Below are 22332 nucleotides of genomic sequence, written 5' to 3'. Positions count from 1 at the left end.
CGCACCGAGTGGGTCGCGGTGCGCCCGCGATCTCCCCACATCGTGCGTCTACGAGTCATGTGGGGCGTCGAGGAATCGCTGCGGCCCGGCTCCCTTCGTGAGGGAGCCGGGCCGCAGCGATTCTGGTCGAGACCGGTGAGGTCAGATCAGAAAGCGCTCTCCGGGACGTCCATGAGCGAGCCGTCCTCGGCGATGGTGATGGCCTTCTCCGACGCCATGCGCGGCAGCACGGTGCGCGCGAAGAACTGCGCCGCGGCAACCTTGCCGGTGTAGAAGTCGGTGTCCTTGCCGGCGTCGCCCGCCTCGAGGCGGGCCTGCGCGACGATGGCGGCCCGCAGCAGCAGCCAGCCGATGACGACGTCGCCCGCAGCGAGCAGCAGACGCGTCGACGTCAGGCCGATCTTGTACGCCTCGGCCGGCTTCTCGAGCGAACCCATCGCGGCGCCGAACATGAACTCACCCATGTCCTTGAGGTCCGTCGCGGCCTGCGCGAGCAGACCCGCCTCACGCTTGAGAGCCTCGGGAGCCTGGCCGATCGTCGTCTCGATCTCCTTCTGCAGCATGCCGAGGGCGACACCCTGATCCTTGACGATCTTGCGGAAGAAGAAGTCGAGACCCTGGATGGCCGTCGTGCCTTCGTAGAGCGTGTCGATCTTTGCGTCACGCACGTACTGCTCGAGCGGGTACTCCTTGAGGAAGCCCGACCCGCCGTACGTCTGCAGCGACTCGGTGCCGAGCAGCACCCACGCGCGCTCCGAACCGACGCCCTTGACGATGGGCAGCAGCAGGTCGTTGAGGCGCGCCGCCATCTCGGCGGGGCTGCCCTCCTCGAGCTCGGCGGCCGGGTTGCCCTTCGTCGCCTGGTCGACGACGTCCTGCTGGCACGCGGTGTACATGACGAGCGAACGCAGGCCCTCGGCGTACGCCTTCTGCAGCATGAGGCTGCGGCGAACATCCGGGTGGTGCGTGATCGTGACGCGCGGCGCGTCCTTCTGCGGCGTCGTCATGTCGGCACCCTGGACGCGCTCCTTGGCGTACTCGAGCGCGTTGAGGTAGCCGGTCGACAGCGTCGCGATGGCCTTCGTGCCGACGAACATGCGGGCGTTCTCGATGACCTTGAACATCTGTGCGATGCCGTCGTGGACGTCGCCGAGCAGCGTGCCGACGGCGGGGGCACCGTCACCGAACGTCACCTCGCACGTCGTGGAGACCTTGAGGCCCATCTTGTCCTCGACGTTCGTCACGTATGCGCCGTTGCGCTCGCCGAGCTCACCCGTCTCGAGGTCGACGTGGAACTTCGGGACGATGAACAGGCTGAGGCCCTTCGTGCCGGGGCCGGCGCCCTCAGGGCGGGCGAGGACGAAGTGGACGACGTTGTCGACCATGTCCGACTCGGCCGAGGTGATGAAGCGCTTGACGCCCGTGATGTTCCACGTGCCGTCGTCGTTCTGCGTGGCCTTGGTGCGGCCGGCGCCCACGTCAGAACCGGCGTCGGGCTCGGTCAGCACCATCGTGCAGTGCCAGCCGCCGTCGACGATGTGCTTCGCGAGCTTCTTCTGCTCCTCGGTGCCCATGAAGTACAGCAGCGACGCGAACGCGTAGCTCGCGGAGAACATGTGGACGGCCGGGTTGGCGCCGCAGACGAGTTCGGCGAGCGACCAGCGCACGGACGGCGGCACCTTCATGCCGTCGAGCTCGACGGGGGCGTCGAGCATGCCCCAGCCGGCGTCGATGTACGACTTGTAAGACTTCTTGAACGACTCCGGCATCGTGACCGACTTGGTCTCCGGGTCGTAGACCGGGGGGTTGCGGTCGGAGTCGATGAGGCTCGCCGCGAGGTCACCCTCGGCGAGCTTCGCGACCTGGCCGATGATGTCCTTCGCGACGTCGACGTCGACGTCCTCGTAGATGCCGGTGCCCAGCACGTCCTGACGGTTGAAGACCTCGAAGAGGTTGAACTCAAGGTCGCGAACGTTGCTCTTGTAGTGAGACAAGATGTCCTCCGAGATCGGTAGGGGTGCAGCGCGATGATCCAGACGCTACTCGCCGGTAAGTCTACTCATGAGTACGTGACGATGTGCTGAGTGCTCGGTTTGCCTCGCCGATGGGGAGCCCGGACGATGGAGGCATGACCCCTCGAAGCCCTGACGCACGTGGTGCTGCAGCGAACGCTGACGTGCCCGCGGGCGCGATCCCGAGCGAAGCACGCCGCGACGCGGCCCTCGCACGACTGCGGGCGCGCGGAGAACGCGTCACGCCTGGACGACGCGCCGTCCTCGACGTGTTGAGCCGCGAACCGGGTCACATCGACGCCGACGCCGTCGCGGCGCTCGTCGACGAGGTCGAACCGGGTATCCACCGCGCGACGATCTACCGCTCGCTGCAGGCTCTCGTCGACGCTGACATCGTCACGCACACCCACGTTCCGGGCGGCGCGACGATCTACCACCTGGCGGCCGATGTGGCGCGTGAGGGGGCGAAGGCCGATGTTGGTGCATCGGATGGGGACTCGGGGGAGGGCGCTGCCGCCGGGCACGAGGTCACCAGGCACGAGGCCGCGCCGCACGCCCACGCGCACCTGCAGTGCGACACGTGCGGGCGCTTCGTCGACGTCGACGTGGCCGAGTTCGCGCCACTCGCCGCAAGAATCAAGGAGCTGACGGGGTTCACGCTCGACGCCGGGCACGGCGCGCTGCTCGGCCGGTGTGCGCAGTGCTCGAAGGAGCGACAGCCGACCTCGCGTCCCGGCGAGGCCGAGCGAGAATGACGGAAGGGGCCGGATCCCATCGGATCCGGCCCCTTCCACATGCTTGGAGCGAGTGACGAGAATCGAACTCGCGTATTCAGCTTGGGAAGCTGATGTTCTACCATTGAACTACACTCGCGATCCCCACCACGGCGGGGTTCTTGCCCGTTCGGCGCCCGTCCTGGTGAACGGCCGGCGCGTCGATCAAGCGCCTCGTACTCTAGCGCGTCCGCGCCGTACGTGCATGTCACGACGGACGGTGTGTCGGCCTCTCGCCACCGACGGCGCCGATGAGTGGGAGCGGGGCCGCGGCGGACGCGCGTCGATTACCGTAGCCATGTGCTGCTTTCGGACCGTGACATCAAGAGCCAGATCGATTCCTGCCGGGTCGTGCTCGACCCGTACGAACCGTCGATGATCCAGCCGTCGAGCATCGACGTGCGCCTCGACAAGTTCTTCCGGTTGTTCGACAACCACAAGTACCCCTTCATCGACCCCGCCGCCGAGCAGCCGGAACTGACGCGCCTCGTCGAGGTCGACGCGTCCGAGCCGTTCATCCTGCACCCCGGCGAGTTCGTCCTTGGCTCGACGTACGAGGAGATCACGCTGCCCGATGACGTCGCCGCTCGTGTCGAGGGCAAGTCGTCGCTCGGTCGCCTCGGATTGCTGACGCACGCGACGGCGGGCTTCGTCGACCCCGGTTTCTCCGGCCACGTGACGCTCGAGTTGAGCAACGTCGCGACGCTGCCCATCAAGCTGTGGCCGGGCATGAAGATCGGCCAGCTGTGCTTCTTCCAGCTGACCTCCCCCGCCGAACACCCTTACGGCAGCTCCGAATACGGCTCGCACTACCAGGGCCAGCGTGGCCCCACCGCGAGCCGCAGTTTCTCCTCCTTCCACCGCACCGACGTCTGACGATGGCCGACGAGCGCGACGACGACGTCACGTCGCTGCCGGCGCGCGCGGCCGTCGAGCTCAGCCGTCGTCTCGGCTCCGAGCTCGAGGTCGAGGTCGCCCCGGGGCAAGCAGATTCTCCGCGCGTACCGGACGGTGGAGCCACCCCCGTCGACGAGACCTCCCTCGGTGACAAGGTGGCCGGCCTCGCCGCCGACGCCGCCGATGCGCTGCTGCGCGACGACGAACTCGGTGACGAGGCGCTCGACGGTGTCACCGTCGATGACGACGCCGACGCCATGAGGGCGCCGCAGCGTGCCGCAACGACTCGTCGCAAGTCCGAAGTGCTGGAGTCCACCAACCCGCCGATGCCCATGCCGCACGTGCATCGTCCTGAGGGTGAGGACGACGGGGACGAGCAGGATGACGGCAGGGCGGACGACGACGGCGGGCGAGCCGATGCCGGGGGTGCCGCTCCTGACACACCCGCGCAAGACGGTTCTGGTGTCGTCGACGCCCCCGTGAGCGTCGAGGCGCCGCAGCGTCCGGCGACGACGAAGCGGGGTGGTGCCGCCGTCGTCGCGAGCCCGTTGCTGACGATGCCGCGTGTGCGTCACCCCGAGGCGATCGTGCTGTTCGTCCACGGAGGCGACGTCGAAGGCCACCTGCGGATGCGTCGCGGTGACCCCGCCTACCTGCGCATCGTGCCGTTCGCGCGCGACGTCGAGCGTCGTAGCCACGGCCGAATCGGGGGTGCGACTCTGCGCCTCGCCGTCCGGGGGTGGAACGAGCCGGAGAAGCCGGCCGTCGAGGACACGCGGTGGGCTCTCGGCGAGCTGCGCGATCGCTACCCGGGCGTGCCGATCGCCATCGCCGGTCACTCGATGGGCGGGCGGGTTGCGCTCGACATCGCGAGCAGCGAGGACGTCGCCGCCGTCGTGGCGCTCGCGCCGTGGGCGGCAGAAGCGTACGAGCCCGCGACGTTCCGCACCATCCCGCTGCTCGGCATCCACGGCCGACGCGACACCGTGACCAACCCGGTCGCGACGAAGAAGCTCATCGACGACGTCGCGGCCCTGGGGGGTGACGCCCGATTCGTCTCGATGCCGGGATGGCACGCGATGCTGTGGGCGGCGCGCCGCTGGCACCGTGAGACCTCGCGGTTCCTCATCGACCACCTGCTCGAGGGTGCCGCCCCGGGCGACCGTGCCATCCCGGCAACCGGTGCGGAGGACGTCGAGACGTAGACCGCCGGCGGCGGGGTCGTCGGCCCGGCCACCAGGCCCTGACGCCTCAGCCGCAGCGTCCGGGCGAATATGGACGAAAATCGCGAATGTGGACAAGAATCGCGGATCGGGACGGGGATCGCGGATGGGCGCGGTCATGGGGAGGTCACCCGGTACTGCCCGGCGGGGCCGACGCCGAAGTTCGGCGTCGGTGACGGCTTGTGCGTCGTCTCCGACGTGCACGTCAGCGTCGGCGTGACGGCGTTCTGTGTTGCTTCGACGCCGGGCTCGCGGGAGGCGTCGTACCGGTAGGTGCGTGCCTCGCCCTCGAAGAACGGCGCCGCGCTGGTCTCGAAGTCGACGGCGGCGCTCGGCGGGCCGGGGCGTCCGCGTTCCTGACCCATGACGGCCTCGTAGTTCCACCGGTACTTCTCGTGCGAGTGCGGCTCGATGATGCTCGTCGAACCCTTCGCGGTCACCGCCGACGTCGGGTCGTCGATGACGAGTCGGACGCGTCCGGGGTCGCCGTCACCGGTGGCCCGCCCGTCGATGCGATGGATGAAATCAGCCGAGTTCTCGATGTTGAGCGTACGCACCCCCGCGGGGAGCTTGGCGGCCCCGACCGGCGAACCGTACGTCGTGACGTGGGTGACGTTGAGACCGTCGGAGCGACGGCGCGCGAGGTTCGTCATCACCATGCCGCCCTGCGAGTGACCCACGAGCATGACCGGCTCGCCCTTGCCGAGCACACCCTCACGCTGCATCGCATCGCGCAAGGCATCCCGGACGGCGACTTCGCCACCGCTGACGAGACCCGCCGCGGCGGCAACGTTGCCGGAGCCGTCGAGTGGCGTGCGGGCGTTCCAGGAGAACGTCGCGGTGCCGGGGATCATCGCGATCCAGCGGCCCTGGCCAGTGGCCGGGTCGACGACGCGCTGCACCTGGATGTGGGCGGAGTCGTTGCCGTTCTCGTACAGATCGTCGATGCGTCCCATGCTCTGGCCGACGCTGCGCACCGCGGGTGCGGGCCGGGGCGCATCGGGCCCGCTGACGATCGAGGTGGTGACGGGGTTCGGAGTGCCCAGCGCACGCACGAGGCCGATGTTGATGCCGGCGACATTCTCCTCGTACGAACCCGGCAGTCTCGCGTCGATGATGGCGACGACGTCACCGACGATCATCGCGGTCGTATCGGGCGAGGACGCGTTGCCGGTCCACTGGCGCATTGAGATCTTCGCCAGAGTCACCGTCAGCGAGTACGTCGCGATGGCTGTTTTCATGTGGGCGACGGCGCAGGCCTCGGCGAGCTCGTAGGCGTCGAGCGAGGCGCTCACGAGAGTGCTGAGCAACTGCGCGCGCAGCGCCGTGGCCGTCAGGGTGGCCGCCAGGTCGAGTGACGCCGTGGCGCATGTCGTGGCCGTGCCAGGGGAGAGGGCATCCCCGGTGAACGGCAGGTCCCAGCCGATCGACAGGCTCGTGGTGGAAGCGCTGCTCGCGTCACCGTGCGCCGTCGTCAGCGCGGCGGCGAGGGTGCGCAGATCAGCGAGGTTGGCGTCGACGGCGCTCGGGCCGGCGCTCTTCTTAGCGATGACGGTGCCTGTCACCGACGAACTGGGCGGGTCGACTCTCATGCGGCGTGCTCCCATCCGGCGTCGGGACGCATCTCATCCTGGGCGTCGCCGGCCGCGAGGTAGCCGCTCGGCGCGCCCGATTGCGCATGGAGGCCGACGAGTGCCGCCACGACCTCGGCGCGAACGTCGAACCAGTCGCGTGTTGCGTCGTCGAACCCGACGTCGCACCACTCGCCGCCTCGGCGCGCTGCGATGAGGCAAGGTGTCGCGACCTCGTCCAGACAGCCGATGACGACGAGGTCGGCGTCGGCGTCGGGCGGGGCGTCGACGACGAGCTGTAGCACGGCGCTGACGACGTCCTCGGCGGCGTGGACGCTCGCGCCCCGGGTGCTCGCGAGGCGGAACAACCCGTCAGCGAAGGTGACCTCGAGCAACGACGTGTGTTGCCCGGCACGGGCTCGCACGAGCAGGAACGGCTGCGTCATCGTCATCCCCGCCAGTCGCCGTAGTGGGAGTAGTCGTACGGACCCTCGCTCTCGTCGCGGTGCAGGGCCTTGCCCACCTTCGACAGGCCATCGCGCGCGAGATCGATCGGCGCCATGACGACGTTGGTCACGCTGGCCTGATGCGATTCGACCGATGCGGCGTGCCGGCCGATGTCGGTCGCGAACGACGCCGCGTCGTCACCGCAGGCGTCGAGGTCGCGGGCGAACGAGGTGAGGACGCTGCGGCAATGGTCGGCCGCACCGGACGTCCACTGCGTCGTCGTGATGGTCGTGCGCAGATCCGTGGCGGACTGTGCGAGGTCGCTCGAGAGCAGGTCGGCTCGCCGCTGCTGCGCCCGGATGTCGTCTCCGAGAGTGCTCATGACGGCGACGCTAGGTCCCCGCGTCGCCCCCGCGCAGCCCGGGCACCGCGACCCTGTGGATCAGCCCTCCCGAGAGCCGTCGAAACGGCCCGTGGCCGTCACTGCCTGTGGATGACGAGGCCGCGCCGCCGGTCCGCCTCGTCATCCAGATGCACCCGGGTGCATCTGGACGCACGAGGCGGGGGCGTGAGTAGCGGAACCCTGGCAGGCGAACTCGGATGGACGAACCCCGCTCAACGAACCTCCCTCAACAAACCCCGCCCGAGGCGCCCCATGAAACGACGAACGGGGCGCCCCGTCCCGCTGATCTCTCAGCGGAACGAGGCGCCCCGGGTGTCAACCCTCGTGCCCGTGACGGGCGGGTGCGGCGGCTCAGACGGTCTGCGTCGCGCCCTCGTCGACGGTCTTCGTGTCCTCACCGCGACGCACCGCGGCTAGCAGCATGTTGGCGACGTCGACGACCTCGACCTCTTCGCGCGCGTTGCCGTCGCTCTGCTCGGCCGTGAGGCCGTCCGTCATCATGACGCGGCAGAACGGGCAGCCGATGGCGATGCGGTCGGCGCCGGTGGCGACGGCCTCCTTCGTGCGGTTGAGGTTGATGCGCTCGCCGAGCTTCTCCTCCATCCACATGCGAGCGCCGCCGGCGCCGCAGCAGAAGGACTTCTCGCCGGAGCGTTCCATCTCCTTGTACTCGACGCCGGGCAGCGACGCGATGAGTTCGCGCGGCGGCGCGTAGACCTGGTTGTGACGGCCGAGGTAGCACGGGTCGTGGTACGTGACCGACTTGCCCGTCGACGCAGCGCCCGACTTGTCCTTCGGCTGCTGCGCGAACTCCTCCGGCGCCGCGACGGGCGTCAGCTTGTTCTCGCGCACGAGACGGTTGAGCAGCTGCGTGTGGTGGACGACCTCGTACTCGCCCCCGATCTGCGGGTACTCGTTCTTGATCGTGTTGAAGCAGTGCGCACACGTGACGACGATCTTCTTCGCCTTCGCCTCGTTGAGCGTCGCGACGTTCTGGCCGGCGAGCATCTGGAAGAGGATCTCGTTTCCGGCGCGGCGTGCCGGGTCGCCGGTGCAGCTCTCACCGTCACCGAGGACGGCGAAGTCGACGCCCGCTGTGTGCAGCAGCTCGGCGACGGCGCGCGTCGTCTTCTTCGCACGGTCCTCGTAGGCGCCGGCGCAGCCGACCCAGAACAGCCACTCGACCTCGTCGGCGGATTCGACGTCGGAGCCGATGACCTTGACGTCGAACGGCAGGCCCTTGGCCCACTCGAGGCGAGCCCGCGCCGACATGCCCCACGGGTTCGACTTGTTCTCGAGGTTCTTGAACAGGCCCGCGAGTTCGGTCGGGAACGCGGACTCGATGAGCGTCTGGTAGCGACGCATGTCGACGATGTGGTCGACGTGCTCGATGTCGACGGGGCACTGCTCGACACAGGCGCCACACGTCGTGCACGACCACAGGACGTCCTCGTCGATGATGGCACCGGCCGCGTCACCGTTCGCGGTGGTGCCGGCCGGGTTGTACGCCGTCAGCGGGTTCGCGATGTCGTAGCCGGTCGAGCCGATGAGCGGCGTGCGCAGCAGGTCGACGCCGGAGTGGTCGGCGACCGTCGGCAGGCCCTTCTCGTCGACGGGCCCGGACGCGGCCGCAGCGGCCTGCAGGAACGGCGCCTTCGCGGCGGAGTGGTCGCGCAGCGTCATCATGAGCAGCTTGGGCGACAGCGGCTTCTCGGTGTTCCACGCGGGGCACTGGCTCTGGCAACGACCGCACTCGGTGCAGGTGGAGAAGTCGAGCAGGCCCTTCCACGTGAAGTCCTCGACCTTACCGACACCCAGGACGGTGTCCTCGTCGAGCTCGAGCTTCTCGACGTCCTTGAGCGGCTCGCCGTCGACCATCATGGGCTTCGCGGCGCCGAGGGCCGTGCGGCCGTCCGCGTTGCGCTTGAACCAGATGTTCGGGAACGCGAGGAAGCGGTGCCAGGCGACACCCATCGTCGTGTTGAGCGAGATCGTGATCATCCACGCCATCGAGATGAGGATCTTGATCGCGGCGATGACGACGATGAGCTGCTCGAGGCCGTCCTTGCCGATCGACTCGAACGGCTTGCCGAGGAAGAACGTCATCGGGAAGTGCAGGACGCTCGCGTGGTGGCTGCCGTCGACGCGGCCCAGCGCGTACTCGAGCGCGCGCAGGCTGACGATGCACAGACCGACGCCGAAGATCGTGAACTCGACGTAGTAGGCCTGCCAGAACGACGAACCGAAGAAGCGCGACTTGCGGCCGTCCTTGCCAGCCGAACGGCCCGGGTGGTTCTTGCGGCGGTTCCAGATGAGCCAGCAGATGCCGAGGAAGCCCGTCCACGCCATGAACTCGGTCAGCCACTCCCAGGGAGCGAACGTTCCGATGATCGGCAGCGTGAAGTCGGGGTTGAAGATCTGGCCGTAGGCGGTGACCAGGGTGAAGAACAGGATGCCGAAGCTGATCATCGTGAACCAGTGCGCGACGGCGACGATCGGCAGGCGGGACATGCGCGTGTGTCCGAGGAACTCGCGCAGCAACGTGACGGTTCGCGCACCGGGGTTGTCCGTGCGCTTTTCGGGTGCGCCGACCTTGAACCGCGCCACCATCTGTGCCACGGCGCGCACGAGCAGCGAGACGCCGATGACGGTGATGACGACGCAGATCACTGCGGCGACGATCTGGAGGGCTGACATGGGCCCCAGTCTAGACGGGGCTACCGGCCGGTAACCCGGGGGCGGGGCGATGTCGTGTCCATTTCGAATTAGTCAACGAGCACGTGTGCTATTGCCTGGCCCGTGGGCATAAACGTAGATAACGCAGTGTTGGTAAAGTCATAAGCAGTCATCGCACCGCGTCTGCTCGCCTCCTTGGGGCGAGAGTGGACGCGCCGCCACCGTCGAAAGGCCCCCCTCATGCCCATCCTCGCCAACGTCACCGAGGCCATCGGCAACACGCCGCTCGTGCGCATCAACCGCATCATCGACGCCCGCGACGTCACCGTCGCGGCGAAGCTCGAGTTCAGCAACCCCGCCGCCTCCGTCAAGGACCGCATCGGCAAGGCGATCGTCGAGGCCGCGGAGGCCTCCGGCGAGCTGAAGCCGGCCGGGACGATCGTCGAGGCGACGTCGGGCAACACCGGCATCGCGCTCGCCATGGTCGGCGCCGCCAAGGGCTACGACGTCGTGCTGACGATGCCCGAGTCGATGTCGAAGGAGCGTCGCGCGCTGCTCAAGGGCTTCGGCGCCGAACTCGTCCTCACCCCCGCCGCCGAGGGCATGAAGGGCGCCGTGACGAAGGCCGAGGAGATCGCCGCCGAGCGTGACGGCGCCGTCCTCGCCCGCCAGTTCGCGAACACGGCCAACCCCGAGGTGCACCGCAAGACCACCGCCGAGGAGATCTGGCGCGACACCGACGGCGCCGTCGACATCGTCATCGCCGGCATCGGCACCGGCGGCACGATCACCGGCATCGGCGAGGTGCTCAAGGAGCGCAAGCCCGACGTGAAGATGATCGCTGTCGAGCCCGCCGAGTCGCCGATCCTCAACGGCGGTCAGGCCGGGCCGCACAAGATCCAGGGCATCGGCGCCAACTTCGTGCCCGACATCCTCAACACCGACATCTACGACGAGGTCATCGACATCGACGCCGAGACCTCCGTCGAATGGGCGCGCAAGGCCGCGACGCAGGAGGGGCTGCTCGTCGGCCTGTCGTCCGGCGCCGCACTGGCCGCAGCCTCGCAGGTGGCCTCGCGCCCCGAGAACAAGGGCAAGACGATCGTCGTCATCATCCCCAGCTTCGGTGAGCGCTATCTGTCGACGATCCTGTTCGAGGGCATCGTCGACTGACATCCGTCTCATCGGCCGGGCGCGTGGTGCTGCACCGCGCGCCCCGGCGTTCGGGCACCCCGGGCGGGTGCGCCGATGATGAGCAGAGCTGTTGGGCGAGAGTCGAGTTCGAGGAGATGACGGTGGCGAAGAACCCGTTGACGCGTGCAAGGGCTGCGCTGGAGACGATGAACGAGGACGTCGACGCGGCCCTCGCACGCGACCCCGCCGGGGGTTCGCGGTTGGAGATGGCGCTCGCCTCGCCTGGTCTGCACGCTGTGTGGAGCCACCGGGTCACGCATGCGATGTGGCAGCGCGGCGGCCGCTGGAAGCTGCCGGCGCGTCTCGGATCGCAGGTGACGCGGGCCGTCACCGGCGTCGAGATCCATCCCGGTGCGACGATCGGTCGGCGTTTCTTCATCGATCACGGCATGGGCGTCGTCATCGGGGAGACGAGCGAGATCGGCGACGACTGCATGCTCTACAACGGCGTCAACCTGGGTGGGCGGACGCTCGCGAAGGTCAAGCGTCACCCGACGCTCGGGGACGGCGTGACGGTGGGTGCGGGCGCTCGTATCCTCGGCCCGATCGTCGTGGGCGATGGCGCTCAGGTCGGCGCGAACGCCGTCGTCGTCAAGGACGTGCCCGCGACGGGCGTCGCCGTCGGTGTGCCCGCGAAGGTGCGGGTGCCCGCCGTCGAGCACGACCCGTTCAGCGACCCTGCCGTCTACATCTGATCGTGTGCACTGCCCCCGCGTTGACCTCGATGTTGCCCGGGTTTCTGGGGATCGATTGCCCGAAAGCCGGGCACCATTGTCGGGTGACTGGCGCGCGGCCAGGCATGACGAAGGGGGCCGCTTCACCGATGTGGTGAAACGGCCCCCTTCGTCAGATCAGGCAGTTCAGCCCTTGGCGGCGGCCTTGAGCTTGGAACCGGCCGTCACCTTCGCGGCGTAGCCGGCCGGGATCTCGATCTCGGCGCCCGTCTGCGGGTTGCGGCCCGTGCGGGCGGCGCGCTCGACACGCTCGATCGTGAGCAGGCCGGGGAGCTGGATCTTGTCACCGCGGCCGACGGCCTCGATGATGACGTCGTTGAGGCCGGCGAGGACGGCTGTGGCGTCCTTGACGCTGACGCCGGTGCGCTGGGCGATGGTGCTGGCGAGGTCACTGCGGTTCATGAATCAATCCTGTTCTATCCGACTGGTCGTGGCCGAGACAGCCACCCGAAGGGCTGTGTTAGGCCGCGCTGTCTGCGAATCTACGCGAAATCCCGCGAGATGTCGCGCCTGACGCGGGGTTCGTCGCACGTCGTGCGCCTCGAGCGTCAGGGCGAATCGAGTGGGTGGGGGTCAGGGGAGCTTCTCGCCGCCGGGGCCGAAGCCGCTCGTGTCGGCGTGAAGGTCGCCCTTGGAGTCGCGGTGGATCGTCTCGGGCAGGTCGCTGTCGTCCTTCGCAGCGTGCTTGCCGCCGGACGTCTTCGACGAGACGGCGTCCTTCGCGTCGGCGGCCTTGGAGGTCGTCGCGTCCTTGGCGTCCGACGCCTTGCTCGCGACGCCATGCGCTGCGTCCTTGCTGACGTCAGCGGCCTTCTGGCCGACAGCCGCGGCGACGACGGGCGCCTTGGCCTTGACGGTCTCCGTCGCGGCGGTGACCTTGTCCTGCACGGCAGGGTTGCTCCAGGCCTTGTCGGCCTGCTTCTTGATCTGCTCGTAGCGCTTCTCCCCAGCGCGCGTACCGAGGACGTAGCCGACGACGCCGCCGGCGAGGAAGGAGATCTTGCCCATGATGTGGCTCCATTTCATGTGAACGGACAACTTGCCGTCGAGCCTACCCAATCTGCGTTGGCGCGCCAGTGCCTTACGATGGTTTCTCGTTGCCCGGTTGCCGTGCGACGCCTGGGTTCGGCCCTGCTGGGAGCGTCGATGACGATGCGCTCGAAGGGTCGTTGCGCGTGGTGTTCGCGGTTGGTGCAGCGACGAGGAGGGCTCGCATAGTGGCCGAGTGCACCGGTCTTGAAAACCGGAGTTGGGAAACCAACCGTGGGTTCAAATCCCACGCCCTCCGCAGATGAGTAGGACCCCCGCCGGATCAGCGACGAAGTCGCCCGGCGGGGGTCCTACTCATCTGCGGCATGACAGGCTGGGGATTTGGCAGGAGCGACGCGCGAGTGAGTGATAGCGAGCCTGCGCGGCGCGACGGTTCCCACGACCTCCCTCCTAACGGTGCAGAGCGACCCAACTGCGATTTTCGTCCACATCTGCGATTTTCGTGCACAACGATCGGCCGACTGTTGCTCCTGCACACCGTGGGTGCTTGGGTGGCATGAGGGCCCCATTCGTCGGGGCTGACGGTCGACACCAGGGAGCGCTGAAATGCTCGACGACACCCAGGACACAGGCGCCCGCACCAACACCACGCATCACGCCGGCGCCGGCGCCTACCCGTCCGGCATCCAGGGCGACGGTGTCCACGACAACACCCACCCGCCATACCCGCGCGACGGCGCTCTTGGAACCACTACCCGCGACGCCGGTGCCCGCACGTCAGGCGCCGACGCCGACGTCAGGGCCGCCGGTGGACTCGACCCTGCAGGTGCGATCGTCGCCCAGGCGAACGAGGCGCCCACCGCAGAACGCCCCGTCGAGGGCGTCGTTCAGGTTCTCTCACCCCGCCAGGTTCCGCTCGGCGGGCTGCGTGCCCTCGAGGTGCGACGCACCCTGCCGCACCGCGACCGCTCGTTCGTCGGGGCGTGGTGCTTCGTCGACCACTACGGCCCGGAACGCGGCGTCGGCATGGACGTGCCGCCGCACCCCCACACCGGGCTGCAGACGGTCTCGTGGTTGTTCGAGGGCGCCATCGAACACCATGATTCTGGTGGCGCGCACGCCGTCGTCCGCCCCGGCGAGGTCAACCTCATGACGAGCGGCCACGGCATCGTCCACTCCGAGGTCTCGACGCCCGGCACCGAGACGCTGCACGGCGTCCAGCTCTGGGTGGCACTGCCCGACGTGACCCGCGACGGCGACCGCGCGTTCGAACATCACGCGCCCGAGTGCGTGCCGCTACCGAGCGGTCAGGGTTCGGCGCTCGTCTTCATCGGCGAACTGCGCGGCGTCGCCGATTCGCCGATCGTCACGCACACGCCGCTGCTCGGCGCCGAATTGCGCCTCGACGCGGGCGCGCGTGTCACCCTCGATGTCGACGAGGGGTTCGAGCACGGCATCCTCGTCGACACCGGCACGGTCACCCTCGACGGCGCGCGCCTCGAACGCGGCGACCTCGGCTGCGTCGACGAAGGCCGCGCGACGCTGACGCTCGACGTCGGTGATGAGCCCGCGCGCGTCATCCTGCTCGGCGGCACGCCGTTCGAGGAGGAGATCGTGATGTGGTGGAACTTCATCGGCCGCAGCCACGACGAGATCGTCCTCGCGCGCGACGAATACGAGGCGGGTGCAGAGCGTTTCGGCTCGGTCGAGGGATATGTCGGCGACGTCGAGCGCATCCCCGCGCCGACCATGCCCCCGGTTCGCCTGCGCCCGCGTAACCGTCGCGGGCGCGGCGGAGGGTGACGATGGCTCGCGAACGCGACACACGTCGCATCGCGACGAACCCGCCGACCATATGCCCAGCCCCGCAACGAGGACCGCCCGTCGCACGACTCGCTCAGCCCGACCCCATCGAAGGAGAACGCCGTGTCCGACCTGACGTTGACGAAGAACACCGACGCCAACCGCTACGAGGCGTGGGACGGTGACGCCCTCGCCGGATTCGCCGAATATCAACTCACCGATCAGCGCATCGTGTTCACGCACACCGAGGTCGATCCGAGCTACGAGGGCAAGGGCGTCGGCTCACAGGTCGCGAGGTTCGCGCTCGACGACGTGCGCGCCGACGGCACCCACGACGTGCTGCCACTGTGCCCGTTCATCAAGGGCTGGATCGGGCGTCACCGCGAATACGTCGACCTCGTCCACGGCGCACCCGAGACCACGGCGAAGGACGGACGCATGCCCGCCGAGCCCAAGGGTCCTGACGGCGTGCCCCGCGTCGACAGTCCGGACGCGGCCACCGATCCTCACCGCCCGTCCGAGTCTGACGGCCCTGACGGCGTGCGCCGCGTCGACGTCATCGTCATCGGTGGCGGGCCGACGGGCGAGAACGTCGCTCAGTACGCCCATGACGGTGGGCTGAGCGTCCTGCTGATAGAGGGCGAACTGCTCGGCGGTGAGTGCTCCTATTACGCGTGCATGCCGAGCAAGGCGCTGCTGCGCCCGCTCGACGTCAGGGCGACCAGCGAGCACCTGCCCGGCCTGCGGCCCGCCGAACTCGACGTCGCAGCGCTCCTCGCACGCCGCGACGCGTGGGTCTCGCACTACGACGACACCTCCCAGCTCGACTGGGCGACGGGCGCAGGCCTCGACGTCATGCGCGGCCACGCGCGTCTCATCGGCGAGAAGACGGTGAGCGTGAGCTCGGACGGCGGCGCGAGCACCGTCGTCGAAGCGGACGTCGCCCTCGTGCTGGCGACGGGTTCGGTGCCCGTCGTCCCGCCGATGTTCGCCGACCTGCACGCCTGGGGGTCGCGTGACGCGACGGGCGTCGTCGAGGTGCCTGACCGGCTCGTCATCGTCGGCGGCGGGGTCGTCGCCTGCGAAGCCGCGACGTGGATGCGCGCCCTCGGCAGCAGCGTCACGATGCTCGTGCGCGGTGATGCGCTGCTCACGGACCAGGAACCATTCGCCGGCGCGGCCGTCCTCGACGCGCTGCGTACGGCCGGCGTCGACGTCCGCCTCGCCACCCGAATCACCGACGCCAGCCGCGCCGGCGCCGCCGACACCGGCCTCGGTCGCGTGCACGGCGGGCCAGTGACGCTCACCGTCGAACGAGATGAATCGGGCAGCGAGCGGATCGTCGCCGACGAACTCCTGCTCGCCACCGGCCGTCGCCCGCGCCTCGACGACGTCGGTCTCGACGCGGTCGGCGTCAACGCGGACGACGTGCGCGCCGGGCGCCTGCCGACCTGGCTGCACGCCATCGGTGACGCCGGCGGCGGCGCGCCGCTGACACACATGGGCAAGTACGAGGCGCGCGTGCTCGGCGCCCGACTCGCGGGCGCGCACGAGACGCCGCCGCCGCGTGACGTTCCCGTCCCTCAGGTCGTGTTCACGGACCCGCAGGTCGCGGCGGTCGGCTCGAGCGAGGCTCAGGCGCGCGAAGCGGGGCATGACGTCGTCACCGTCGCGGTGCCGTTCGCGAGCGCCGCGGGTACGGCTCTGCTGCGTGACGACGGTGTGGGGAGCGCCAAGATCGTCGTCGACCGTGCCACCGGGTGCCTGCTCGGCGCGACGTTCGTCGGCCACGAGGCGGCCGAACTCGTCCACGCGGCGACGGTCGCCATCGTCGGCCAGGTGCCGGTCGGCGTCCTTCGGCACGCGGTGCCGAGCTACCCGACGTCGTCGGAGCTCTGGCTGCGCCTGCTCGAGGAGCTGCCGACGAACCTGCGCTGACGCGTGACGACGGGGCGCTCGGGGGCATGACGGAGGCCCCGTCGAGCACGCACAAAGGGACGGTTGCGTCGTACATCACAGGGCAAGAGCTACGCGTTGACGGGCGGCACCGGCGTCGCGGGCTCCGGTACAGCCGGCACGCCGAACGGCGGCTGCAGTGGTCCTGCCAGTTCAACAGCCCAGGTCTGCAACACGTACATCGGCATCTCACTCACGAACTCCTCCGGCACGAGCAGCGCCAACCCGGCCTCCGTGTCGCTCAGTTACCTCGTGACTGTCGACGGCTACGGCACGACAACCGTGACGCTCAACGTCGCGTCCTTCATCAAGGACGGCACCAAATGGGCGGGGTCGGGCGTCACGTTCTGCTGACCATCGGAGCGCCGTGTCGGCTCACAACGCCTCCCCACCCAAGGATGGTGTGTCATGAACGCGCGCTATTTCGCGCTTTCGTGACACAACATGGGCCGTCTCGATGCTCATTCTGCTCGGAGCGCCTGAGCCCCGACGGGGCCTGAACGGCCGCCTGTTTCGCCACTTTCGCTGACAGGACCGGTGCGACGTCAGCGCCTCAGCGCACCCGGTAGTCGATGGGTTTGCAGACGCCGGCGTTCGATTTCTCGGCCGAGCAGGCCGTCAGCCCGACGAACAGGTCGGCTTCGGCGCGGATGGCGAAGACGTCGCCCGCCTGCGTCGGCGGCGGGTCGATGTGCAGTTCACCGTCGGGGCTCGTCCACACGTCCATGAAGATGTTGAGCGTCGTGCCGATGTGGTCGGGCGCGACGCCGACGGGTTCGAGCGCGCCGCACAGGTTCGCGAAGCAACTCGGGTGCGGGGCGCCGTCGAACTCGGGGTAGAGGATGTCGAACGTCTGCTGGCTGCACGGCGTCACCGTCATGTCGTGGATGCCCACCGAGTCCGCGACGATCGTCGCCATGACGCTGCTGCGGTTGCTCCACAACCGGTGCCCCGTCGATGGGTACAACGTGTTGTTGTAGTCGACGGTGCGCCCCGCCGAGAAGCACTCGGCGATGTCGTCCTGCATGACGGCGTAGAAGTCGCTCACCTGCTCACCACACGGGTCGACGACCTCGAGCACCTGACCGGCCGCCAGCGGCACGAGCACCCCCGTCTGCGGGGCGATGCGCGACCAACCGTCGGCGGGAGCTTCGGGGCCGCCCGCGTACGGCGGCCGCGGCGTCGGCGGGTGGGGGGAGCGCGGGCGTCGCGGGTCAGTCATCAGGATTCTCCTTCGAAGGGTGCGCGGTGAACGGGGCACGCCAGTCGTCCTCCACGTGCCGCCCAGAGTACTGACGCGCCTCCGACGAGCGTCCATGATCGGTGACGACCGGATTGATCGAACCCTGCAACGCAGCATCGCGACGGCGGATCGCGTCGCGCATCCGGTCGAAGCCGCCGTCAGCTCGCAGCTGCTCGAACTGATCGTGCAGGTTGAACACGACCGTCGTCAGCGGAGCACGGCGCGCGATGCGCGAGGCCTGCGGATGCAACCCGACGAGGAAGAACGGCACGCCGCCGAGGCTGAAACTGAAGTGCGGTGACGTCGTGTCGGGCGACACGCGCTCGGCCCACGGCGCGTCGTCACGATCGTGCAATCGCTGCAGCATGCCCCACAGGAGGTTCTCAAACTCCTGCTCGTCGCCCGCCCGCGGGCGACGGAAGACGGCGATGAACGAGCCGAACTCGCGCGGGCCACGCTCGATCGCGGCGAAGTCGGCCAGCTCAGCGCTGAGCGTCGAGAGACACGCGTCATCGGTCATGTCGTCGAAGACGCGGACGAGCGCGCCGTCGCGTTTCAGCGCCGAACGCGCTCCGAGGCACGGAAACCGAGGGTGCTCGATCATCGCGCCGATGACGTCGCGGATGGCTGCCTCGTCCGCGCCCTCGAGGCCCGCGTCGGCTTGTTCGGCGAGCCAGTCGGCGAGGTCAGGGGCCTGCGACTCGTCGTCATCGGTTGGGTGCGTCGACGAGCCGGATGATGAGGTGGGGGCCGCGGCTGGCGGCCAGTGATCGTCAGACACATGACCACCGTAGCCGCGCGCCAGACCCCACAACACGGCCTGAGGGCGCGTCTGCACGTCCATCGCGCGGTAGGCGCCTCTGATGTGCGACTTGATGCTGTTGACGCTCAGGTGCAGGTGCTCGGCGATCTGCGCGTTCGGCATGCCCGAGCAGATGAGATCGACGATCTGCGCCTGACGCGCGGTCAGCCCGTCGGAGGGGACGGTCGGCCGCGCGTCCGTGGGGGAGGGTCGAAGCACCGCGGGGCGGACGATTCGGCCCGCGACCACGTCATCGACCCCGGCGCGCAGATCGGCGGCGCTCGCCGACCGTCCGACGACTCCCGACGCGCCGCGCGCGAGGAGCCGGCTGATGGCGGCCTCGTCGGTGTGCAGCGACGACACGAGCAGCTTCGCCGTCGGGTTCGCGGCGTGCAGCGCGCGCAGTTGATCCCAGGCGTTGCGGTTGGGTTCGTTCCACTCGAGCACGGCGACGTCGGCATCGAGCGCGAAATCCTCGGCGCGCAGGCCCGGGCCACGCACGAGCACGAGGCGTGTCGCGACGCCGAACGCGTCGAGAGCCGCCATCGCGCCCCATCCGAACAGCTCGCTACGTGCGACGACGGCGACGGTCAGGCGGGGCACAGCTCTCCTTCGAGCGATCCGACGATCAAGGGTCGTGAGGTGTCGGTGGTGATGAGAAGTGTTGTCGCTCACCGTGTTTCGCGCCACACCCGCAAGGAGGTGAAGCGTCGGCTGCCTGATGGACCGCCGTTGCGCGGCGCCATGCTGGAAAGTGGTGAGCGCGTCAGGGCCGGCCGTCGACGTGCAGTCCGCGGGCGACGCCCCACAGCACCGCCTCGCTGCGGGAGGCGACGCCCATGGTGCGGTAGGCGGAGCGGATGTAGCTCTTGAGCGTGTTGAGGGAGACGTTGAGTTCGTGCGCGATCGCGCCGTTGGGCAGGCCGCGGCAGATGAGCGTGACGGCCTGCGCCTCTCGCTCGGTGAGCCCCTCGGCGCGCCCGGGCCACCAGTCGTCACCCAGCTCGACGGGGAACGCGGGGTCGACGACGCGCTCGCCGCGGGCGACGCGTTCGAGTGCGGTGACGAGCTCGTCGGCCGTCGCGTGCTTCGTCAGCACGCCCGCGACGCCGAAGTCGGTGAGCGCACCGACGTGCGCCTGCGGAGGGTCGTTGGTGTAGACGACGAGGCGCGCGACGGCGGCTGTGTCGCGCAGGCGCGCCAGCGTCGCCCACCCCGGCTCGGGGGCGGCGAAGCAGTCGAAGAGCGCGACGTCGGTGGGTTCGGTGGGCACGCCGCGGCTGCACGTCGCCTCGACGCGTGCGGCGAAGGGCGCGAGCAGTGCCTGGAAACCGGCCATGACGAGGGCGTCGTCGTCGACGAGGGTGACGCGCAGTGCGCGGGGTGCGGGCGCGCCCCTCGACTCCTCACCCGTCGCCAGACGGAGGTGTGCGGCTCCATCGGTGCTCGGATGGGACGACATGGGGATACCTTGCCAACATGTTGCGACACAAGGAAATCAACCATGACGAACTTCCGACATCCACCGTGTTGCGTCGGGCTGGTCGCGCGCACGGTGACCTCCTAGGCTGACGGTGACACCCGTTCTCGCAGACCTGCAGGAGGTCGATCATGGAATCGCGCGACAAGTTCGTCACCAGCTACGTCGCTCATCACTGGGCCGCATCGAAGGGTGGGCTCGACCTGTTCGAGCGCGCGTCGCGCTCGCAGAGTTCGGCGCGCACGCGGAAGGTGCTCGCGACGCTGACGCGGGAGGTCGCCGAGGACCGCGCACGCCTGCGCGTCATGGCCGACGCGCTCGGGGTGGGTGAGGCGCGGCTCGCGCAGCTCGCGCTGAGCGTCGGCGAGACCGTCAGCCGCGTGAAACTCAACGGCCGTTTCGTGCGCCGCTCGCCGCTGAGCGACGTGCTCGAACTCGAGGCGCTGCTGGCGGCCGTTCGTGGCAAGCGGGCCGGCTGGGAGGGCATGCGCGTGCTCGCGATCAACGATGCGCGCATCGACGTCGCCGAACTCGACGACCTCATCGTGCGCGCCGACAGCCAGATCGAACGCCTCGTCGCCGCCCACGCCGAAGCGGCCGCGACGCTGCGCTGAGCTGACATCCGCTGCGCTCCGGTGGTGAGCCGTCGGACGAGTCACCCCGCTGGACCGCGCGGGCGCCTCGCCCTGCCTGATCGCCCTGACGCGGCCTGACCCCAGCTGCCCAGGTTGGTCGGTGGTGTCCGCCATGTGTGGCGTCCCTCCCGAGGCGCTTCCATGGGCGCCACCTGCGGGCCAGTAAAAAACAAGGGTCATTCAAGTATGGCGCGCACCACAGTGCATGCCGCCGCTACATTCGAGGTGAAGTTCATCAGCACCCTGCTGTGCAACGTCATCGACGGCGAGGCACACGGGGAGGGCCGACTGGACGTCGTCAACCCCAGCACCGGCCAGGTCGTCGCGACGTCGCCGATCAGCGGCGCCAGGGACGTCAACGCCGCGTTCGACGCGCCGAGAAGGCCGCGAAGACGTTACGGGCAGGTCAAGGTCACCGAGGTGGCGCGCAAGGCCGTCGCCGCGTTCATCGCGACCGTCGTAGCCAGCCCCAGCACGCACAGCCGTGCCAACGTCGGCCTCGACAAGCCCCGCACCGACGGCGACAAGCCCGCCTGGTGCTGAGCGATCCCCGGCCCCGCGGGCGGTGTGCTTCCGAGCTCCGGGGGGTGGGCAGCTATTTCGTTACCCGCCATCGTCGTGGGGTTCGGCCTGGGGAGCGGACGCGCTCAACCCATCGCGACGATGCGCTTGGCTTCCTCGACGGCGCCGTCGAACGCGAGCTCGGGGCGGGTGCGCAGCAGGTCGGTCGCGCGAGCATGTTCGGTGACGGCCGCGTCTTGGCTCCGGATTGCCGACCTGACCGCTGGGACGGCGGCGTCGCCGAGACCGAGCAATGCGACGCTCAACGCCATCTGCGTGCCGGCGTCACCACGGCCGAACTCTTTGACCAATTCGTCAGCGAGAGAGCCATGTTGACTCTGCGGGGCCAGTGCGGCGGCCGCGCGCCAAGCGGTGCGGGCGAGATCGTCGTCGGCGTCGTGCAGGAACTCGGGCGTGATCCAGGGCCATGCGCGCTCGTCGCCGACCTTCGACAGCACGTGCAACGCCTGCGTGCGCGCCTGGATGTTCTTCGACGCCAGCTCGCGCTGAACGCGCGGCAGGACGTCGTCAGCCGGCAGGCGCGTCAGCGCCCAGGCGAGGGTCTCGCGGACGAAGAAGTCGGGCTCGACGCCGCAGCGACGCACGAGCGTCTCCAGCAGGTCGGGATGCGGATGTGTGCCCGCCGCCATCGCGGCCTGCAACCGCACCGACTGATCCTGCACGTCGAGGGCGCGGGCGATGTTCGCGGCGTACTGCTCGGGCGTCATGCTCACTGCAGCGCCCGTCGCGCCCGCACTATTCCGCGCACCATTCCAGGCGGCGCCGCCTGGACGTAGAACGCACGATGGCGGGTAACTCACAGGTCGGCGCCTAACCGCGCGCCTACCCGTGAGTTACCCGCCATCCTGTGGTGGCCGGGCGGCCGGGTGGCCCAGCGTCTCGGTGGACGCCGACCCGATCCCAGGCCGTCA

21 protein-coding genes and 2 tRNA genes are annotated in these 22332 nt (G+C 69.2%); 11 read left to right on the top strand and 12 right to left on the bottom strand.

The genetic code is table 11. From position 1 onward, the window contains the following. Positions 1-146: 146 nt before the first annotated feature. Positions 147-1994, bottom strand: a complete 1848-nt coding sequence (locus AX669_RS03210) for an acyl-CoA dehydrogenase (RefSeq protein WP_062256543.1) — start codon at positions 1992-1994, stop codon at positions 147-149. 134 nt (positions 1995-2128) lie between these two features. Between AX669_RS03210 and AX669_RS03205 the strand changes: the two genes are divergently transcribed. Beyond that, positions 2129-2767 carry a Fur family transcriptional regulator gene (locus tag AX669_RS03205; RefSeq protein WP_082740531.1) on the top strand — a complete coding sequence of 213 codons (639 nt, stop codon included), beginning with the start codon at positions 2129-2131 and terminating at the stop codon, positions 2765-2767. A 44-nt stretch (positions 2768-2811) separates the two neighbouring features. On the opposite strand, the gene AX669_RS03200 is transcribed toward AX669_RS03205, so the two are convergent. Beyond that, positions 2812-2885 (bottom strand) — tRNA-Gly (locus tag AX669_RS03200). A gap of 200 nt (positions 2886-3085) precedes the next feature. Between AX669_RS03200 and dcd the strand changes: the two genes are divergently transcribed. Beyond that, positions 3086-3661, top strand: a complete 576-nt coding sequence (dcd, locus tag AX669_RS03195) for a dCTP deaminase (RefSeq protein ID WP_062256540.1) — start codon at positions 3086-3088, stop codon at positions 3659-3661. A gap of 2 nt (positions 3662-3663) precedes the next feature. Beyond that, positions 3664-4887, top strand: coding sequence for an alpha/beta hydrolase (locus AX669_RS03190; protein ID WP_062256538.1), 1224 nt, complete (start codon positions 3664-3666; stop codon positions 4885-4887). A gap of 134 nt (positions 4888-5021) precedes the next feature. On the opposite strand, the gene AX669_RS03185 is transcribed toward AX669_RS03190, so the two are convergent. The 4 genes from AX669_RS03185 to AX669_RS03170 form a co-directional block, all read right to left on the bottom strand. Further along, complete coding sequence (locus AX669_RS03185; RefSeq protein ID WP_156444901.1) at positions 5022-6497, bottom strand: hypothetical protein; 1476 nt, start codon at positions 6495-6497, stop codon at positions 5022-5024. After that, the gene (locus tag AX669_RS03180; RefSeq protein ID WP_156444900.1) at positions 6494-6928 is read right to left on the bottom strand and encodes a hypothetical protein; all 435 of its coding nucleotides are present in this window, start codon (positions 6926-6928) and stop codon (positions 6494-6496) included. Before AX669_RS03180 ends, AX669_RS03185 begins: the two co-directional genes overlap by 4 nt. Further along, positions 6925-7305 carry a hypothetical protein gene (locus AX669_RS03175; RefSeq protein WP_038566703.1) on the bottom strand — a complete coding sequence of 127 codons (381 nt, stop codon included), beginning with the start codon at positions 7303-7305 and terminating at the stop codon, positions 6925-6927. Before AX669_RS03175 ends, AX669_RS03180 begins: the two co-directional genes overlap by 4 nt. 372 nt (positions 7306-7677) lie before the next feature. Further along, positions 7678-10023 carry a (Fe-S)-binding protein gene (locus AX669_RS03170; RefSeq protein WP_062256530.1) on the bottom strand — a complete coding sequence of 782 codons (2346 nt, stop codon included), beginning with the start codon at positions 10021-10023 and terminating at the stop codon, positions 7678-7680. A gap of 219 nt (positions 10024-10242) precedes the next feature. On the opposite strand from AX669_RS03170, the gene cysK reads away from it, so the two are divergent. After that, complete coding sequence (cysK, locus tag AX669_RS03165; protein WP_062256527.1) at positions 10243-11175, top strand: cysteine synthase A; 933 nt, start codon at positions 10243-10245, stop codon at positions 11173-11175. A 116-nt stretch (positions 11176-11291) separates the two neighbouring features. Then, positions 11292-11891, top strand: a complete 600-nt coding sequence (gene epsC, locus AX669_RS03160) for a serine O-acetyltransferase EpsC (protein WP_050786596.1) — start codon at positions 11292-11294, stop codon at positions 11889-11891. Between the two features lie 165 nt (positions 11892-12056). Here epsC and AX669_RS03155 read toward each other — a convergent pair whose 3' ends face one another. Both AX669_RS03155 and AX669_RS13220 read right to left on the bottom strand, forming a co-directional pair. Then, positions 12057-12332 (bottom strand): HU family DNA-binding protein, encoded by a 276-nt coding sequence (locus AX669_RS03155; RefSeq protein WP_006947090.1) that lies wholly within the window; start codon positions 12330-12332, stop codon positions 12057-12059. A gap of 171 nt (positions 12333-12503) precedes the next feature. After that, complete coding sequence (locus AX669_RS13220; protein WP_006946922.1) at positions 12504-12938, bottom strand: hypothetical protein; 435 nt, start codon at positions 12936-12938, stop codon at positions 12504-12506. A gap of 195 nt (positions 12939-13133) precedes the next feature. On the opposite strand from AX669_RS13220, the gene AX669_RS03145 reads away from it, so the two are divergent. From AX669_RS03145 to AX669_RS03130, 4 genes are all read left to right on the top strand, one after another. Then, positions 13134-13218: transfer RNA gene (locus AX669_RS03145), tRNA-Ser, on the top strand. 308 nt (positions 13219-13526) lie between these two features. Further along, complete coding sequence (locus tag AX669_RS03140; RefSeq protein ID WP_062256526.1) at positions 13527-14723, top strand: pirin family protein; 1197 nt, start codon at positions 13527-13529, stop codon at positions 14721-14723. Between the two features lie 123 nt (positions 14724-14846). Continuing rightward, positions 14847-16661, top strand: a complete 1815-nt coding sequence (locus tag AX669_RS03135) for a GNAT family N-acetyltransferase (protein WP_082740529.1) — start codon at positions 14847-14849, stop codon at positions 16659-16661. Between the two features lie 63 nt (positions 16662-16724). Further along, positions 16725-17033 (top strand): hypothetical protein, encoded by a 309-nt coding sequence (locus AX669_RS03130; protein ID WP_062256523.1) that lies wholly within the window; start codon positions 16725-16727, stop codon positions 17031-17033. A 199-nt stretch (positions 17034-17232) separates the two neighbouring features. On the opposite strand, the gene AX669_RS03125 is transcribed toward AX669_RS03130, so the two are convergent. The 3 genes from AX669_RS03125 to AX669_RS03115 all read right to left on the bottom strand — a co-directional run bounded on the left by AX669_RS03125 (position 17233) and on the right by AX669_RS03115 (position 20186). Then, a complete protein-coding gene (locus AX669_RS03125; RefSeq protein ID WP_006946721.1) occupies positions 17233-17901 on the bottom strand; it encodes a DUF1989 domain-containing protein in 669 nt (222 codons plus the stop codon). Next, positions 17894-19327, bottom strand: a complete 1434-nt coding sequence (gntA, locus tag AX669_RS12920; protein WP_082740526.1) for a guanitoxin biosynthesis heme-dependent pre-guanitoxin N-hydroxylase GntA — start codon at positions 19325-19327, stop codon at positions 17894-17896. The genes AX669_RS03125 and gntA overlap by 8 nt, the downstream gene beginning before the upstream one ends. 163 nt (positions 19328-19490) lie before the next feature. Further along, complete coding sequence (locus AX669_RS03115) at positions 19491-20186, bottom strand: response regulator transcription factor (RefSeq protein ID WP_062256521.1); 696 nt, start codon at positions 20184-20186, stop codon at positions 19491-19493. A 149-nt stretch (positions 20187-20335) separates the two neighbouring features. Between AX669_RS03115 and AX669_RS03110 the strand changes: the two genes are divergently transcribed. Both AX669_RS03110 and AX669_RS13545 read left to right on the top strand, forming a co-directional pair. Further along, positions 20336-20818, top strand: a complete 483-nt coding sequence (locus AX669_RS03110; RefSeq protein ID WP_062256519.1) for a hypothetical protein — start codon at positions 20336-20338, stop codon at positions 20816-20818. Positions 20819-21025: 207 nt separating this feature from the next. Next, complete coding sequence (locus AX669_RS13545) at positions 21026-21382, top strand: hypothetical protein (protein ID WP_062256517.1); 357 nt, start codon at positions 21026-21028, stop codon at positions 21380-21382. Between the two features lie 104 nt (positions 21383-21486). Here the strand turns inward: AX669_RS13545 and AX669_RS03100 are convergent, their stop codons facing one another. Next, a complete protein-coding gene (locus AX669_RS03100) occupies positions 21487-22128 on the bottom strand; it encodes a HEAT repeat domain-containing protein (RefSeq protein WP_231729387.1) in 642 nt (213 codons plus the stop codon). Between the last annotated feature and the right edge of the window lie 204 nt (positions 22129-22332).

It is taken from the genome of Dermacoccus sp. CCH2-D9 (genome assembly GCF_001556795.1).
Taxonomy (GTDB): Bacteria; Actinomycetota; Actinomycetes; order Actinomycetales; family Dermatophilaceae; genus Dermacoccus; species Dermacoccus nishinomiyaensis.
The sequence above is the reverse complement of the archived record's forward strand: the minus strand, read 5'-3'. Positions and strand labels throughout refer to the sequence as shown.